14 protein-coding genes are annotated in these 15,074 nt (G+C 67.0%); 6 read left to right on the plus strand and 8 right to left on the minus strand.

Going from position 1 to position 15,074, the window contains the following annotated elements; all coding sequences use genetic code 11:
* The first annotated feature begins 38 nt into the window (after positions 1-38).
* Entirely contained in the window at positions 39-1,565 is a 1,527-nt protein-coding gene (locus N2K99_RS02620) for an acetyl-CoA hydrolase/transferase family protein (protein ID WP_227933783.1), read from the plus strand.
* A gap of 22 nt (positions 1,566-1,587) precedes the next feature.
* On the opposite strand, the gene N2K99_RS02625 is transcribed toward N2K99_RS02620, so the two are convergent.
* The 3 genes from N2K99_RS02625 to N2K99_RS02635 are packed head-to-tail and all read right to left on the minus strand — an operon-like array spanning position 1,588 to position 3,146.
* Positions 1,588-1,968 (minus strand): RNA-binding S4 domain-containing protein, encoded by a 381-nt coding sequence (locus N2K99_RS02625; RefSeq protein ID WP_227922909.1) that lies wholly within the window; start codon positions 1,966-1,968, stop codon positions 1,588-1,590.
* Between the two features lie 14 nt (positions 1,969-1,982).
* Positions 1,983-2,852 (minus strand): restriction endonuclease, encoded by an 870-nt coding sequence (locus tag N2K99_RS02630; protein WP_227933784.1) that lies wholly within the window; start codon positions 2,850-2,852, stop codon positions 1,983-1,985.
* A 3-nt stretch (positions 2,853-2,855) separates the two neighbouring features.
* Complete coding sequence (locus tag N2K99_RS02635) at positions 2,856-3,146, minus strand: DUF1540 domain-containing protein (protein WP_227922913.1); 291 nt, start codon at positions 3,144-3,146, stop codon at positions 2,856-2,858.
* Between the two features lie 136 nt (positions 3,147-3,282).
* On the opposite strand from N2K99_RS02635, the gene zapE reads away from it, so the two are divergent.
* On the plus strand, positions 3,283-4,353 hold the full coding sequence (zapE, locus tag N2K99_RS02640) for a cell division protein ZapE (RefSeq protein ID WP_227933785.1): 1,071 nt from the start codon (positions 3,283-3,285) through the stop codon (positions 4,351-4,353).
* Here the strand turns inward: zapE and N2K99_RS02645 are convergent, their stop codons facing one another.
* The 3 genes from N2K99_RS02645 to N2K99_RS02655 form a co-directional block, all read right to left on the minus strand.
* Entirely contained in the window at positions 4,354-5,331 is a 978-nt protein-coding gene (locus tag N2K99_RS02645; protein WP_227933786.1) for a transposase, read from the minus strand. It lies immediately after the preceding gene.
* Positions 5,328-5,699 (minus strand): DoxX family protein, encoded by a 372-nt coding sequence (locus tag N2K99_RS02650; protein WP_227922920.1) that lies wholly within the window; start codon positions 5,697-5,699, stop codon positions 5,328-5,330. Before N2K99_RS02650 ends, N2K99_RS02645 begins: the two co-directional genes overlap by 4 nt.
* A gap of 155 nt (positions 5,700-5,854) precedes the next feature.
* A complete protein-coding gene (locus N2K99_RS02655; protein ID WP_227933902.1) occupies positions 5,855-6,832 on the minus strand; it encodes an aldo/keto reductase in 978 nt (325 codons plus the stop codon).
* Between the two features lie 136 nt (positions 6,833-6,968).
* On the opposite strand from N2K99_RS02655, the gene N2K99_RS02660 reads away from it, so the two are divergent.
* The 4 genes from N2K99_RS02660 (at position 6,969) to N2K99_RS02675 (ending at position 13,278) form a co-directional block, all read left to right on the plus strand.
* Positions 6,969-8,486 (plus strand): CHAD domain-containing protein, encoded by a 1,518-nt coding sequence (locus N2K99_RS02660; RefSeq protein WP_227933787.1) that lies wholly within the window; start codon positions 6,969-6,971, stop codon positions 8,484-8,486.
* A gap of 13 nt (positions 8,487-8,499) precedes the next feature.
* Complete coding sequence (locus N2K99_RS02665) at positions 8,500-10,065, plus strand: MFS transporter (RefSeq protein ID WP_227922925.1); 1,566 nt, start codon at positions 8,500-8,502, stop codon at positions 10,063-10,065.
* A gap of 129 nt (positions 10,066-10,194) precedes the next feature.
* Positions 10,195-11,268, plus strand: a complete 1,074-nt coding sequence (locus N2K99_RS02670; protein ID WP_227922927.1) for a peptidoglycan bridge formation glycyltransferase FemA/FemB family protein — start codon at positions 10,195-10,197, stop codon at positions 11,266-11,268.
* Between the two features lie 333 nt (positions 11,269-11,601).
* The gene (locus tag N2K99_RS02675; protein ID WP_227933788.1) at positions 11,602-13,278 is read left to right on the plus strand and encodes a threonine/serine exporter ThrE family protein; all 1,677 of its coding nucleotides are present in this window, start codon (positions 11,602-11,604) and stop codon (positions 13,276-13,278) included.
* A gap of 64 nt (positions 13,279-13,342) precedes the next feature.
* Here the strand turns inward: N2K99_RS02675 and N2K99_RS02680 are convergent, their stop codons facing one another.
* Together N2K99_RS02680 and N2K99_RS02685 are read right to left on the minus strand one after the other, a co-directional pair.
* Positions 13,343-14,206, minus strand: a complete 864-nt coding sequence (locus tag N2K99_RS02680) for a siderophore-interacting protein (protein ID WP_227933789.1) — start codon at positions 14,204-14,206, stop codon at positions 13,343-13,345.
* Positions 14,207-14,252: 46 nt separating this feature from the next.
* Positions 14,253-15,032, minus strand: a complete 780-nt coding sequence (locus N2K99_RS02685) for a uracil-DNA glycosylase (RefSeq protein ID WP_227933790.1) — start codon at positions 15,030-15,032, stop codon at positions 14,253-14,255.
* Positions 15,033-15,074: the final 42 nt, after the last annotated feature.

The raw sequence follows: 15,074 nt of genomic DNA on the forward strand, positions 1-15,074 counted from the left end.
TAGGGTGAATTCGATCTCGTTCTCTGAAAGGCCTCTCCATGCACCGTCGCATTTCCCATCCCGGACTCCAGAAACTCGTTATGACCGCCGAACAGGCAGCGGCCATGATTCGCCCGGGAATGACCGTGGCGATGAGCGGTTTCACCGGCGCCGGCTATCCCAAGGCCGTTCCGCAGGCGCTCGCAGTCCAGATGGAAGCCGCGCACGCAAAGGGCGAGGACTTCCAGATCAAGGTCCTCACCGGCGCCTCGACGGCCCCGGAACTCGACGGTGTGCTGGCCAAGGCAGACGGCATGGAACTGCGCCTGCCCTACCAGTCAGATCCCACGCTCCGGAAGCGGATCAACGACGGCGAACTCGAGTACATCGACATCCACCTCGGGCACGTGGCCCAGTACACCTGGTTCGGTTTTTACGGGCATGTGGACCTGGCCGTGATCGAGGTAGTCGGTATCAACGAGGACGGCAGCCTCATCCCGTCCTCCTCCGTGGGTAACAACAAGACCTGGATTGAGCAGGCAGACAAAGTCATCATCGAGGTGAACCGCCAGCAGCCGGAAGCCATGGACGGCATGCATGACGTCTACTACGGGACCGCACTGCCCCCGCACCGCAAGCCCATCATGCTGGTGAACCCGGATGACCGCATCGGCGAGCCCTACCTGCGCCTGGACCCGGAGAAGGTCATTGCCGTCGTCGAAACCGACGCGCCGGACCGCATGACTCCGTTTGCAGCCCCGGACGAAACCTCGCAGCAGATCGCCGGGCACCTGCTGGACTTCTTCGACTCCGAAATCAAGGCCGGCCGGCTGACCAACAAGCTCCTGCCGCTGCAGTCCGGGGTGGGCAACATTGCCAACGCCGTGCTCGCCGGGCTCTCCACCGCCGGGTACACCGGGCTCACGGCCTACACCGAGGTGATCCAGGACGGCATGCTGCACCTGATCCGTGACGGGGTGATCCGGGTGGCCTCCGCGACGTCGTTCTCGCTCAGCCCGGCGGGCATCGAGGAATTCAACTCCAACATCGACTTCTACCGCAAGCGCATCATCCTGCGGACCCAGGAGATCTCCAACCACCCCGAACTGATCCGCCGGCTGGGCTGCATTGCCATGAACGGCATGATCGAAGCTGATATTTACGGCAACGTGAACTCCACCCACGTTGCCGGTACGGCCATGATGAACGGCATCGGCGGCTCCGGGGACTTTGCCCGCAACGGCTTCCTCTCCGCCTTTATGTCCCCGAGCACGGCCAAGGGCGGAAAGATTTCCGGGATCGTACCCATGGCGGCCCACGTGGATCACACCGAACACGACACCATGCTCATCATCACCGAGCGGGGCCTGGCGGATCTGCGCGGCCTTTCCCCCAAGCAGCGCGCCCGCGTCATCATCGAGAAGTGCGCCCACCCGGACTACCAGCCGCTGCTGCAGGACTACTTCGAGCGCGCCAGCCGGGACAGCCTCGGCAAGCACACCCCGCATCTGCTGGACGAGTCCCTGTCCTTCCACCAGCGGTACGTGGAAACGGGAACCAGCCTGCCGGAGCCCGCGGTTCTCTAGGCGGAAACCGAGGGGTGCCGGTCTAGCTCCCGCGCAGCCGGTCCAGCTCGCGGCGGTCCTTCTTGGTGGGCCGGCCGGCGCCCCGGTCCCGCACCGGAATACCCAGAGCCGGAGCTGCGGGACGGGCAGGCGTGGCGTCGATAAAGCAGTGCGACGCCGCCTCGGCACCCACGCGTTTGTTGATCAGCTGCCGCACCTCGAGGATCCGTTCGAAGCCGGGCTGCCGGATCCGGACGGTGTCCCCGGGCTGCACCGGCTGCGCGGCCTTGGCCGGATTGCCGTTCAACCGGACATGGCCGGCGCGGCACGCGGCGGTGGCCGCGGACCGGGTTTTATAGGCGCGGACCGCCCACAGCCAGGCGTCCACCCGGACGGTTTTGGAAGTGCTCGCTGGAATACTCATGGGAGTTCTAGAGTCTAGCGAAGTCCGCGCAGCCGGGCGGCGTCGTCCAACGCCTGCTGCTGCTCCGCGCTCACCAGGGACCCGACGACGACGGCGTCCGCGCCCACTGCCCGTGACGCTGCATCCGGTGCGGCGGCAAGCAGGCCGCGCACCTCGGCGGGGGTGTAGGGGACCGGAACCCGGGTATGTGCCACGGCGTGGCAGGTGGGACACAGCGGCACCAGGTCCGAGGCTGGATCCAGGGCGTAGTCGGCGGGCAGGTCCGTGCCCGGCACCACATGATGCACCTGCATCAGTGCTTCCGTCCCCGGACCGTACCGCTGCGCAGGGACCAGCCCGCAGGCCGCACAGCAATTGCCGTGGAAGGCCAGGCACAGCCGGCGGGCCTCGGCGTTATGCTCGTAGGCGTTGACGCGCTGCAGGCCCGATGCTTCGGCCGCAATCGTGCCCGGCGCAGGACTCAGCGGATCCGGGTCGGCGCCGAGGAATCCCGACCAGAGCCGCCGCAGTGCCGGCACGGAAGCTGACGGTACGGACGCGGCACCGTCGACCCGGGGCAGGTTGGGCACATCTTCCTCGAGCAGTGACGCCGGCACTTGCTCACCCAGGGGCAGCAGCCGGTCGAAGTCCACCGTCACGGCGTCTGCAGTGTCCCCTGATCCGGGCGGGACAACGACGCCGTGGCCCACCAGGCCCCGCAGCCCCCGCATACTGCCGCGCAGCACGAGCCATACTTCGGTTCCAGCAACCGGCGGGAAGCCGGCGATCAGCGGGATGCGCCGGCGGAAAGTTCCGCCGTCGTCCACTGCTGCTACCGCCGGACCGTAACCGCCGGGCCAGGGGTCCGGCAGGTCCGGATTCCATTCAAGAAGGACTGATGGCACCGGTCAGCGGGGCTGATAGGTAAGGCAGTCAGCGAGTTCCGCGCCGGGGCCTACCCGCACATCATGGGCGTCGCACATCAGGTGGCTATTGAACCGGCACTCATTGCGCTGGCACGCACCCACCTGGGCGAGGACCTTGGGCAGCCCGCCGGTGGCAGATGTGTCGATGAAGGTGGCGCAGCTGGCGTGATCAGGTGAGCCGCCCACCGTGATCGCGTAGGCGGTGCATCCCTCATGGTTGAAGTCGCAGCTGGATACCGTGCAGTCCTGCACCTGGGCAACATGATCGGTCATGGTTCCTCCAAAAGGCGGTCATTCGTTCCGTGCCTGGCTTCGAACGTACCACCGCGGCGCGGGAATAATTAGCGCGAATTTCCCTGCCCTATTCGACCGGTTTGGCCCGTGCCCCCTGGTTGGGTAGAACGGAGGGATGACCGCAATGCAGGCCCCGGGCGCCGCCGACGAATTCCAGCTCGCAGCAGAAGGGCAGGGCCTGGCCCTGGATGCGGCCCAGCGGGCCGTCCTTCCGGCGCTGGCACGGGCAGCAGCAGCGGCCCAATCTCCGCAGCCTGTGCCGGACCACACCTCCGTCTACCTCTGGGGTCCGCCGGGGCGGGGAAAGACCTGGTTGCTGGACACATTGTTCGACTCCGTCGATATTCCGGAGAAACGGCGGCTGCATTTCCATGATTTCTTCCGGGAACTGCATGCACTCGTGTTCGCCGGTTACGGAAACCCCGGCTACCGGCGGGATTCGGCCTTCGCTGCAGCCCTGGACCAAATGCTGGGCCACGTCCGGCTGCTGTGCTTTGACGAATTCCATGTCAAGGACCCGGCAGATGCCGCCTTCATTACGCGGCTGCTCCGCACCGTGCTGGACCGCGGCATCGTGCTGGTGGCGACGTCCAACTATGCGCCGCAGGAGCTGCTTCCGGATGAGATGTTCCACCATCTCTTCGAACCCGGCATTGCACTGATTACCGGACACCTGCAGGTCCTGGAGCTGGACGGGGACACGGATTACCGCGCCGTCGCAGGGCCACGTAACGCGTCGGGTTTCGCCGCCGGGTATCACCTGCGCAGCAACGACGACGTGCTGCTGGCCTCCGCCGGGTTGACCCCGCCCGGCGCAGAGGAAGCGCTGCAGCTGACGCCGGGCACCCGGACGTTGGACGCGCTGCGGGCGGGCGGCGGGCAGCTGTGGTTCGATTTCGAGGATCTGTGCCACGCGCAGTCGGCCACCTCCGATTACCTGCACTTGGCGCAGACGCACCGGCACTGGGTGATCAGTGGCGTGCCCCCGACCGAGGGGTCGAATCCCTACGGCTGGCAGCGCTTCGGCAACGTCGTGGATGTGCTCTACGACGCCGGCTGCCGCCTGGACGTCATCGGGATGCCGGATTACGACGGCGTGTTCCCCGGGATAGCCCACACCACCGATCTGGCGCGGATCCGCAGCCGGTTCGGGATGCTGCAGCGGCTGCCCGGAAACGGAAGCTAGTTACGGCGTCCCGCCGTCGGCCAGATCCTGGGCGTCCGCGAGTTTCTGCCTGGCCTTCTCCGCCGTCCGGCGGGCGGCACGGGCCGCGCGCCGGGCATTGTCCCGCTCGCGTTCCAGCTTCCCGGAGCGCCGGTCCACGGTTGCGACCTCCCGCTCGAGCTGCCGGATCCGCTCACGCAGTTCGTCGATTTCATCCGTGAGCTCGTCCCGGCGGCCGGCAGACTCATCCACTTCCTGCTGGGCCGTGTCCAGTGCTTCCTGAGCCCGGCGTTCGGCGCCTGCCGCTTCCTCCAGGTCCGTCTCCGCTTTCCGGACCGCCCGCCGGGCCTCGGCCTGCCGCCGTCGTACTGCCGCGCTGTCCGAGCTCCCGCCCTTCTCCTTCGCGGTCCCGGCCCGGCCCGGCGCCGTCCCGGACCCCGCCCCGCCTCCGGCACCGTGGGAGATCGAGTCCGGGTCGGCAACGGCACCGTCCAGGTCCACCTCTTCCCAACCGCTGGCGGTGAGGGAACGGACCAGCTGGCCGCTGGCCACGGCGTCGGCCGCCGACGGGTCGGTCATCGCGGCCCAGAGCGTTTGTTCGGCTTCCGCCGCCAACGATTCGCTCACCGGGTGGTCCAGTTCGGAAGCCAGGTCCCGGGCCTGGCGGACAATCGCGCGCAGCAGGCGCTGGCGTTCGGTGCTTAAGCGGCGCAGCTGCTTCTGGTCCAGGTCCTCCTGGGCTTCGCGCAGCGCCGCTCCCAGCTCCAGCACCTCTTCCAGGTCCTCCCGCCGCTGGTGCGCCAGCAGATTCACGAGCCAGGCCGCCGTCGAGGGCTTTGGCAGTGCCTTGATGCGTTTGGCCAGATCCTTGTCCCCGGCCCGCCCGGCGTCGGCGGCGCGGGCGTTGCGGGCGGCGGTGAATTCAGACGGCAGCAGCGCGTACAGCCCGACGACGGCTGCAGCGAGCGACGGCGGGGATTGCGGATCCGCACTGCTCACCCGAAGACGCCAAACCGGCCCAGTGCCACCACCAGCGAAAGCACCATCAGAATGACACCCAGGGCGATCCGGTTGCGTTCACCGCGCCGCGCGTGGATCAGGACCGCCAGGGCCATCAGGATCGTCAGCGCAGAGGCAGCTATCGGCGTCAGTACGGGCAGGATGCCGGTCGCCTCGGGGATGACCAGCCCGGCCGCTCCAAGGACTTCGAGGATGCCGATCAGTTTCACGGTGACGGGGGAAAAGTCCTCGGGCCAGCGAAGGTTCTCCCGAAGGCGGGCATAGCCCTGGAAGATCTTTACGAAGCCGACTCCGGCAAATAGAAGTGCCAACAGCAGTTGAACAAGCCACAAGACCAGAGACAGCATGGGTACCTAAGCGACTTTCTGTATACGGGCAGGAGTCAGCACATACAACACGGTGGAACCAGTGGAACCAGTGGAACCACTGGAACCATCACAACCCAAGCATGGTCTGCCGTCCGGGAACTGCGCAACAACGGGCGTGGCGTAGCGCTGGTCGCTCAGAACCCGGCCACGGGACGGGGACGGTAGAACTCCTCGAGCGCATTGAATTCCTCTTCGGTGAGCTGGATTTCCAATGCCTGGATGTTTTCATCCAAGTGGGAAGCGGCCGTGGCACCGATCAACGGAGCCGTGACCACCGGGTTGGCCAGAACCCAGGCCAGGGCAACCTGCGCCCGGGTGGCGCCGAGCCCCTCGGCCACGTTCCCCACTGCATCGGTGATGCTGCGGTCCACTTCCTCGTTGCCCCGATAGAGCATGTGGCCCTGCTCGTCGTAGTCCTGCCGGACCGTCCTCGTTCCCCAGGGGCGGGCCAGACGCCCGCGGGCGAGCGGGGAATAGGGCAGTGCGCCGATGCCGCGGTCCGCGCACAGCGGGTACATTTCCCGTTCCTCTTCGCGGTAGAGGAGGTTGTAGTGATCCTGCATGGTGATGAACTGCGCCCAGCCGTGCTGCTCCTGCAGGAAGAGGGCTTTCGAGAACTGCCAGACGTGCATGCTCGAGGCGCCCAGGTACCGGACCTTGCCGTCCCGGACGAGCAGGTCCAGGGTCTCCAGCGTTTCTTCGAGCGGCGTGGTGCCGTCCCAGCGGTGCACCTGGTAAAGGTCGATATAGTCCGTGCCCAGGCGCCGCAGGCTCTGCTCCACCTGCCACAGGATGTGTTTGCGGGACAATCCCCACCCGTTCGGGCCCGGTCCCATTTCGCCGTGGACCTTGCTGGCGATGACCACCTCTTCCCGCCGGCAATATTCCGCGACCGCAGCTCCGAGGATTTCCTCGCTGTGGCCGGCGGAATACACGTTGGCGGTGTCGAAGAAATTGATGCCCAGCTCCACCGCGTGCCGCAGCAGGGACTTGGCCTCATCCTCGCGGATGGTCCATCCGTGCGCGCCGCGGTCCGGATCGCCGAATCCCAGGCAGCCCAGCCCAAGGACCGAGACAGTTGCCCCTGACTTGCCGAGCTTGGCGTACGTCATCGAGTTCATCCGCTGGCCTCCGCTGCTGCAGTGCCGGTTCATTACCGCCCGATGGTACCGGGAAGCGCCCCGGCTCCGGTAGGCAGGAGGCCCAAGGACTCCCGGCAGCGGCCGTTGCGGTCCTATACTGGCGCACATGGTCGCCGGAACAGGTACCGCAAGCCCCTTCTTGGTACATGTTGCATTGGTGCTGCCGCCGCTGCATGAGCTGTCGGGTGTCGCCAAAGTGGCGCAGCCCAGGGAAGGCCGCCGCACGGAAGTCCGGTATGACACCCCGGACGGTTCCCTCCGCAGGCGCCGCTTCAGCCTCTCCCGGCATACGGACGACGACGGCGGCACGCGCTGGGAGCGCACCGCCCCCTCTTTGGAACCTGCTGTCCGGACCAGCCACACTGCCGAATCCGGTGCAGGGATTCCGGCGGAACTGGTGGATGACGTCCAAGCCGTGGTTCGGGGGCGGGAACTGGTGCCTGCGCAGACGCTGGTCACGCGTTACCTGGAGTACGACCTGCTGGACAGCGCGGGCACGGTGCTTGCCCGGGTCACCGATGAAAGCACCAGGACAAGTGACGCTGAAGCGGAGTCCGGCGGGCCGGACCGCCGGGTCTGGTCCATCGCGTCCGACGACGGTGCGCTGGGCGCGGAGGCGGAAACCATGTTCCTCGCTGCCGGTGCCGTGCCGGCCGGCCCGGAGGCAGCTGCGGGACGGGATGCGGTCCGGCACCCGGAGAAGGCCGGCGCGGGCACCGGGGGTGCGCCGGACGGAACAGAGGCCGGCCTCCTGGACGCCGGCAGCCCGGTGGCGCTGCTGCTGCTGGAGTATCTGCGCGAACAGTTCGAGGAGTTGCTGCGCCACGATCCACGCGTACGGCGGGGGGACGCCGACGGGATCCATAAGATGAGGGTTGCCACCAGGAGGCTGCGCTCGGCCCTCTCCAGTTACCGCAGCACCATGGACCCCGAGCCGGGGCGCTCGCTGCGGAGGGAACTGCGGTGGATCGCCCGGGTGTTGGGGGAGGCCCGGGATGCGCAGGTGATGCGCCACCGGCTCCAGCAGCTGATTGCCGCTGAACCCGCTGACCTGGTGATGGGGCCGGTTGCCGCCCGCGTGGACGAGGAACTGCTCCATGACTATCGGCAGGCCTACGGGCACGTCCGCGAAGCACTGCACTCCCAGCGGTACTTCCAGGCATTGGACGGACTCGAAGCGCTGCTGGACCGCCCGTTCTGGACGGAAACAGCCAGGCAACCGGCGGGTCCCGCCGCTGCCCGCATCATCCGGCGGGACCGGAAAAGGCTGCACCGCCGGATAAGGGCCACACGGACATTGGCGGGCGAAGACTACGCGGAAGTGCTCCATGACGCGCGCAAGGATGCGAAACAGCTGCGCTACGCGGCCGAGGTCTGGGCACCCGTCCAGCCGAAGGAAGCGAAGGAAATGGTGGACGCCGCCGAGCATGTGCAGAAAGTCCTCGGTGAGCACCAGGACAGCGTGGTGACGCAGGCCTATCTGCGGCGGATGGGGGCCACGGCGTTGGCCGCCGGCGAGAACGGCTTTACCTACGGGCGGCTGCATGCTTTGGAGCAGGCCTCTGCCCAGTCGGCCCAGGAGCGCTTTGCCCGCGTTTGGAAAGGCTTCCCGTCCAGCCCCTGAGAGAGGGAATCGAATGGAATCGCCCTGGGCGCCGCTGCGCCGGCGGATGTTCCTCATTCTGTGGCTTGCCCAGTTGGGTTCCAATATCGGCACCTGGATGCAGACCGTCGGGGCCCAGTGGTTCCTGGTGGAATCCAGCGAAAACCCCGCCCTTGTGTCCCTGGTCCAGACTGCTAACCTCACGCCTTCCCTTCTGCTGGGCCTTATGGCCGGGGTACTGGCGGACGCCTTCAACCGGCGCCGGCTGATCCTGGGTGCCAACATCTTCGCCGCCGGCGCTGCCACCGTGCTGACGGTCGTGGCTGCGCTGGGCCTGCTGGACCCGGATTCGCTGCTGCTGTACACCTTCCTCATTGGCTGCGGCATGGCGCTGAGCGCCCCCGCCTGGCAGGCCATCACCCCTGCACTGGTGCCCCGGGAAGAGATACAGGCGGCCGCGGCGCTCGGCAGCGTGGCAATGAACACGGCCCGTGCAGTTGGTCCAGCGATTGCCGGTCTGCTGGTGGCCCTGACCGGTCCGGCCTTTGTGTTCGGCCTGAACGCACTGTCCTTCGTGGGCACCGCCATTGCCATCTACAGTTGGCGGGCTCCCCAGCGGGATCCCGTCGAACGGGAACACATGGGGGAGGCGCTCGCCGCAGGTATCCGCTACATCCGCGCTGCACCACTCATCCGCCGGATTCTCCTGCGGTCCGGTCTGTTCATTTTCCCCGCCAGCGCCCTCTATGCGCTGCTGCCCGTTGCCGCCAACGGCCATCTCGGCCTGGGCTCGGCAGGATACGGGCTGCTCCTCGGGGCGCTGGGTATCGGTGCCGTGCTGGGTGTCCTGCTCCTGCCGCGGCTCCGGACCGTCCTGAAGGACAACACACTGCTGGGCATCAGCGCCGTGGTCTTCGCGGCCGGGGCCTTCGCCTCGGGATACCTGCCCGCGTGGGCCGTTGCCGTTCTGTTGGTCTTCGCGGGGTTCGCCTGGATCTCCACGTTCTCCACCTTGAACGCCGCGATGCAACTGACCCTGCCCGAATGGGTGCGTGCCCGCGGCCTGTCCGTGTATCTGATGGTCGCCGCCGGCACGCAGGCCGTGGGCGCTGTTTTCTGGGGATCGGGTGCAACCGGTGCCGGCTACGCTCCCACCCTGGCTTTTGCCGCCGGCGTACTGTTGCTGGCCGGGGCCAGCGTCCTGGTGCTTCCGCTGCTGCCGGGTACCGGACGCCTGGACCGCAGCGTAGCCGGCACGGAACTGCAGCTTCCTGCCGGTCAGGAACCGAATCCCGGCGCCGGACCGGTGACGGTCCTTGTCTCCTATGAGGTGCCTGCGGACCGGAAGGACGAGTTCGTGACGGCCATGCACAACGTCCGGCTATCGCGCATGCGCACCGGTGCCACGGACTGGGAACTGGTGCACTCGGTCACTGACCAGGACCAGTTCCGGGAAATCTACGATGTGCCCACCTGGCGGGAGTACGTGCGGCAGGAACAGACGCGGACCACGGGGGAGGACCGCCGGATCATCCAGGCCGCATGGGACCTGGCCGAAGTGGAACCGCGGGTCCGCTGGTTCCTCCCCGCGTCCACTTGAGCGTTCGGCCCGGCGGCAGTGCAACGGATAGACTGGGACCCGGTTCGAAGGCCGTTTCCGCGGCGGGCCGGCGCGTTGGTAGCGATGCGCTGAAAACGATGCAGTGAACAAACCATTAGTTGAGGTATTTTGCGAGATTTTAGTGCACGCCTGGCCACTGCCGAGGAGATCGCCAACTGGGACAAGCACGTGCTGGCTAACCCCGGCGGCGGCAATGTCCTCCAGTCAGCGTCCTTCGCGGAAGTGAAGTCACACCACGGCTGGAATCCCGTCTACCTGGCCTTCACCGGACCCGATTACGTGACCTACACGTTGGCGATCGAGAAGAAGGTCCCGGCCCTCGGCAGCCTCTGGTACCTCATCAAGGGCCCCGACGTCGCCGCCCCCGAAGATGTGCCGCTGGTGGTGAACGCGCTGGCACGGTTCATCAAGGAGACCCGCCGCAAGGTTTTCGCGATCAAGGTTGAGCCGGACATCGTGGACAGCGAAGAGGTCCAGGCCCTGTTCACCGGGGCCGGATTCATCAAGACCTTCAACCTGCAGCCCAATGACTCCACGGCCCTGCTGGACACCACACCGGACGAGGAGCAGCTGCTCAAGAACCTCTCCTCCCGGGGCCGGAACGCGGTCCGCCGGGCGATCCGCGAAGGCGCCGATGTCCGCCGGGTCGAGCCGACCGAAGAGAACATGCGGACCATGTACCGCCTGATGGCCCACATCGAGGACCGCTCTGCGGCGCGGCTGCGCTCCTACGAGTACTACCACCGGTTCTGGTCCAACTTCGTTGCTGCCGGGCAGGGACGCTTCTACTTCGCATTCGAGGACGGGGAACCCACAGTGGGTGCCTTCGTGATTGCCTACGGTAACAAGGGCACGTACAAGGACGGCGGGTCCAAGCCACGGCGCTCCCAGTACGGGGATTCACACCTGGTCCAGTGGACCGCGATCACCGAACTCAAGAAGGAGTGCGGCATTGTCCAGTACGACTTCTGCGGCACACCGCCGAGTAACCAGCTCAAGGACAAGAGCCACCCGCATCACGGGCTGGGCCTGTTCAAGACCAGTTTCTCCAAGACGGTCACGGATTTCGTCGGTTGCTACGACTTCATTGTGGATCCGATCCGCTATCGCATCTGGAACACCATTGGCGAACGCGTGGCGCGGCAGATTTACTGGCGCCGCCACCAGCAGCCGTTCTACTAAGCAGCAGTTCCACCAGGCAATAACCCGGGCGGGTCCCGGAACAGGCGAAAGGGTGAATCCTTGGAGAACACAGCCGATCCGGGTGGGCGCAAGCCCGGATCGAATCCGGATTCGGCACCGAATCCGGACCCGGTTGCGGGGCCCATTCCGTTGATCAGCATGCCGGCGCGCCGGCGGGCAGAGCCAGCAAAGGCGCAGCCGGAGACCCCTGAGTCGGGGAAGGCACGGCAGGAGCCCCCTCAGCCCGGCAGCGGCCAGGCAGGGAAGCCACAGGCCCAGAGGGCAAAGTCCGGCAAGGGACCCCGGCCGGGGCAAGGCGCCTCCGGGCGGCCTATGCGGCCGGCCGCCAAGGCGCCGAACCCGCCGTCGAAGGCTCCGGGTCAGCCGGCCACCGGCATGGACATGCCCACCGCTGCCCTGCGCAGCACCCGGCCCAAACCGCCTCCTCCCACCACCTCCGTAATCCGCCCGGCTGGGTCCAAGGTGCTTCGGCCGCAGACGGGCCGGATGCGGACGACTGCCGACCCGCGCGAGAAACGCCCTGCCCGTACGCGTAAAACCGTTCCGCCGGGAACGGTGCCGCTGGCCTCCAGCGCCGTCCGCGCCGACCGCTCATCCGCTGCGGCGCGGCGCATGCTGCGCAAGCTGGTCCAGGGGGAGAATCCGCCCACCCAGGCGATGTCCATTGTGGAACGGCTGGCAGGCAGCCCCTATGCCAATCCGCTCGTGCGCACCGCCGGGCCGGACGCGAATGCCCGCAAGACCCTGGACCTGGCCCTCGGCATGGCCGAATCCATGTTCCGCTACGGTGCCGGCGCGCTGGAGGTGGAAACCGCCATCATTGCCGTGACCGCCGCATTCGGGCTGGAAAGCATCGAAGTGGACATCACCAACCAGTCGGTGCTGCTCAACTACTCTCCGAAGGACCAGACCCCCATCACGGTGATGCGCGTGGTCCGTTCCTGGACGAACAACTATGCCGGGCTTGGCCTGGTCCACCAGCTGGTCACCGACATCATCGACGGCGGGCTCTCCCGCGCCGAGGCGGCCAACCGGCTCAACGAGATCACGCACCAGCCCAAGCCGTTCCCGCGCTGGGCAGTGACGGTATCCGCCGGGGTGTTCGCAGCGGCCATCGTCGGGTTTATCGGCGGCGGTCCGCTCGCGTCACTGGTGGGATTCGCCGGCACGGTGATGGTCAGCCTGCTCCAGCGCGTGCTCGGCAGGTGGCGGGTCCCGGACTTCTTCACGACGGCGGCCAGCGGCTTTGTGGTCACGGCCATGGCCATGCTGTTCTGGTCCATGGAGGTGCCCATCTCCCCGGGCATCGTCGTTGCCGGCGGCATCCTGGTGATGCTGCCCACCGGCCGTCTGGTTTCGGCCGTGCAGGATGCGATCAACGGGTTCCCGGTCACGGCGTCCGGCCGGTTCCTGTCCGCGTTCCTGACCTTCGGCGCCCTGGTGGCAGGCATCGCCGTCGCGCTCGTTTTGGGTGCCCTGATGGGGATGGGCCGGCTGAATGTTACCGACGTGGCCTCGTCGCAGTATTCCTTCGCCGTGACCCTGCTGCTGCTGGCGATTGCGCTGGGAGCCATCTGCATTGTCGAACAGTCCCCGCGCCGGCTGGTGTTGCCTACGGTGCTGATCGGCACTGCCGGGTTCCTGGTCTACCAGCTGGTGGAGGCAGGCGGCATGGGGCCGCGCCTCACCCCGGCGGTGGCTGCCATCTTCATCGGCATGGTGGCCCGCATTGTCGCCCTGCGGATGGGTGCCCCGCAGCTGATCGTGGCGGTGCCGGCCGTTCTGTTCCTGTTCCCGGGGCTGGCGATCTTCCGGTCCATGTACGGCCTGAGCATCGGCACCGACGAGATGTACCAGGGCGTGGTAGGCCTGTTTGACGCGCTCACCGTCATTCTGGCCATCTCCGGCGGCGTGGTGCTCGGCGATAACCTGGGCCGGCCCTTCACCCGCAACCTCAACGGCAACGACCGCCGTAACCGGCGGCGTTAGCTGCACCAAAAAAGACAAGAGCCCGGCCCGCTGCTGCAGCGGGCCGGGCTCCTTGCTGTCCGGGCTAGAGAATCTTGCCGACCGGCGTGCGCTTTTCGGCCTGGAAGACGTCTTCGGTGCGTCCCGCAGCCCAGTAGCCGGAAAGTGAGACCTGCCGGCGCTCCAGCCCCCGGTGGCTGAACAAGACGTCGCGCAGGGACTTCATTGCCTCCCGTTCACCGTGTGCAAAGACCTGCACGGTTCCATCCCGCCAGGGCGTCGCCGAAACGGCGTCGGTCAACATCCGGCTGCGCCCCGCGGGGATGTCCCCGCGGTACAGCCAGGTCAGCTCCACTCCCGCAGGTTTCGGCACCGGCTGGCGGTCAGCGGGGCCGGCGACTTCGATGAACGCCTGCCCGACGGCGTCCTGCGGCAGCGCACGGAGCACGGTGGAAGCTGCGGGGAGGGCTGATTCATCGGCAGCCAGCAGGTACCAGTCGGCGTCGGGATCGGGGTTGAAGGCGCCTCCGGGACCGGAGAAGGTCAGTGGTTCCCCCGGCTGTGCCGAGGCTGCCCACGGCCCGGCCAGGCCTTCGTCTCCGTGGACTACGAAGTCGATGCTGATTTCGCGTGCTTCAAGATCCACGTCCCGGACCGTGTAGGTGCGGGACACCGGCCAGTGCTCCCGTTCGCTCCGCGCCCGGATGGTGTCCAGGTCCTCGGTGCCGTCAATGGGGCGGCCCTGCGGGCCAAACCAGATTTTGCAGTAGGCATCGGCGCAGCTGTTCGGCTGGAACTTGTCGAAACCGGGTCCGCCGGCAACCACCCGGACCATATGCTCGCTGATCTGTTCGCGGCGGAGAACCTCAAGGGTCAGCAGGGGGCGCTGGCGGCGGGGAGCCGGGGACTCCGGCTCCTGCGGGCGCGGGGAAGTCATTGGTTCGGGCATGGGTGTCTCCTAGGAAAGGGCCTGTAACTACCGTATCGCGCCGCCCTTACCGCTCCCCGCGAAGCCGCCAGTCCACGGGTTCGGCGCCCTGCTGCGCCAGCAGTTCGTTAACCCGGCTGAACGGCCGGGAACCGAAGAACCCGCGTGAGGCCGACAGGGGACTGGGATGCGCGGATTCGACGGTGGGCGTTCCGCCGAGGAACGGGACGATGCCCTGGGCATCGCGGCCCCACAGGACGGCAACCAGGGGAACGCGTGTTCCGTCGGGGCGGCGGCGGGCAGCCAGTGCGCGCACAGCAAGTTCAGTGATTTCCTCCCATCCCCGCTTCCGGTGTGAGCCTGCTTCCCCGGCACGCACCGTGAGTACGCGGTTCATCAGGACCACACCCTGATCCGCCCAGGCACTGAGGTCCCCGGAGGGGGAGGGGGTGATTCCCATATCGGCTTTCAGCTCGGTAAAGATGTTGTTCAGGCTTCGGGGAAGCGGACGTACGCCCTTTCCTACTGAGAAGGACAGGCCTACGGCATGCCCGGGGGTGGGGTAGGGATCCTGGCCTACGATCAGCACGCGGGCACTCGCCAACGGACGTTGGAAGACGCGCAGGATGTTGCCGGGTGCGGGCAGAATGCGCTGCCCGGCGCGGCGCTCCGCTTCCAGTTCGGCGGCTATTTCTTCGAGGCGCGTCTTCACCGGGGCCAGCACATGGGCCCAATCGGGAGCCATGAGGTCCTCAAGGCGTGTGGGTGCAGCGAAAGGAAAAGGGGTGTTTTCCCCCGGTGCGGTTTCGCCGGTGTAGGAAAAAAGCTGGGGTTCGTCAGTGCTCACTGGTCCATTTTGTCACCGGTGCGTTTGCGGTGTCTTGCCGGC

This window comes from Arthrobacter sp. zg-Y1110, assembly GCF_025244865.1.
GTDB lineage: Bacteria > Actinomycetota > Actinomycetes > Actinomycetales > Micrococcaceae > Arthrobacter_B.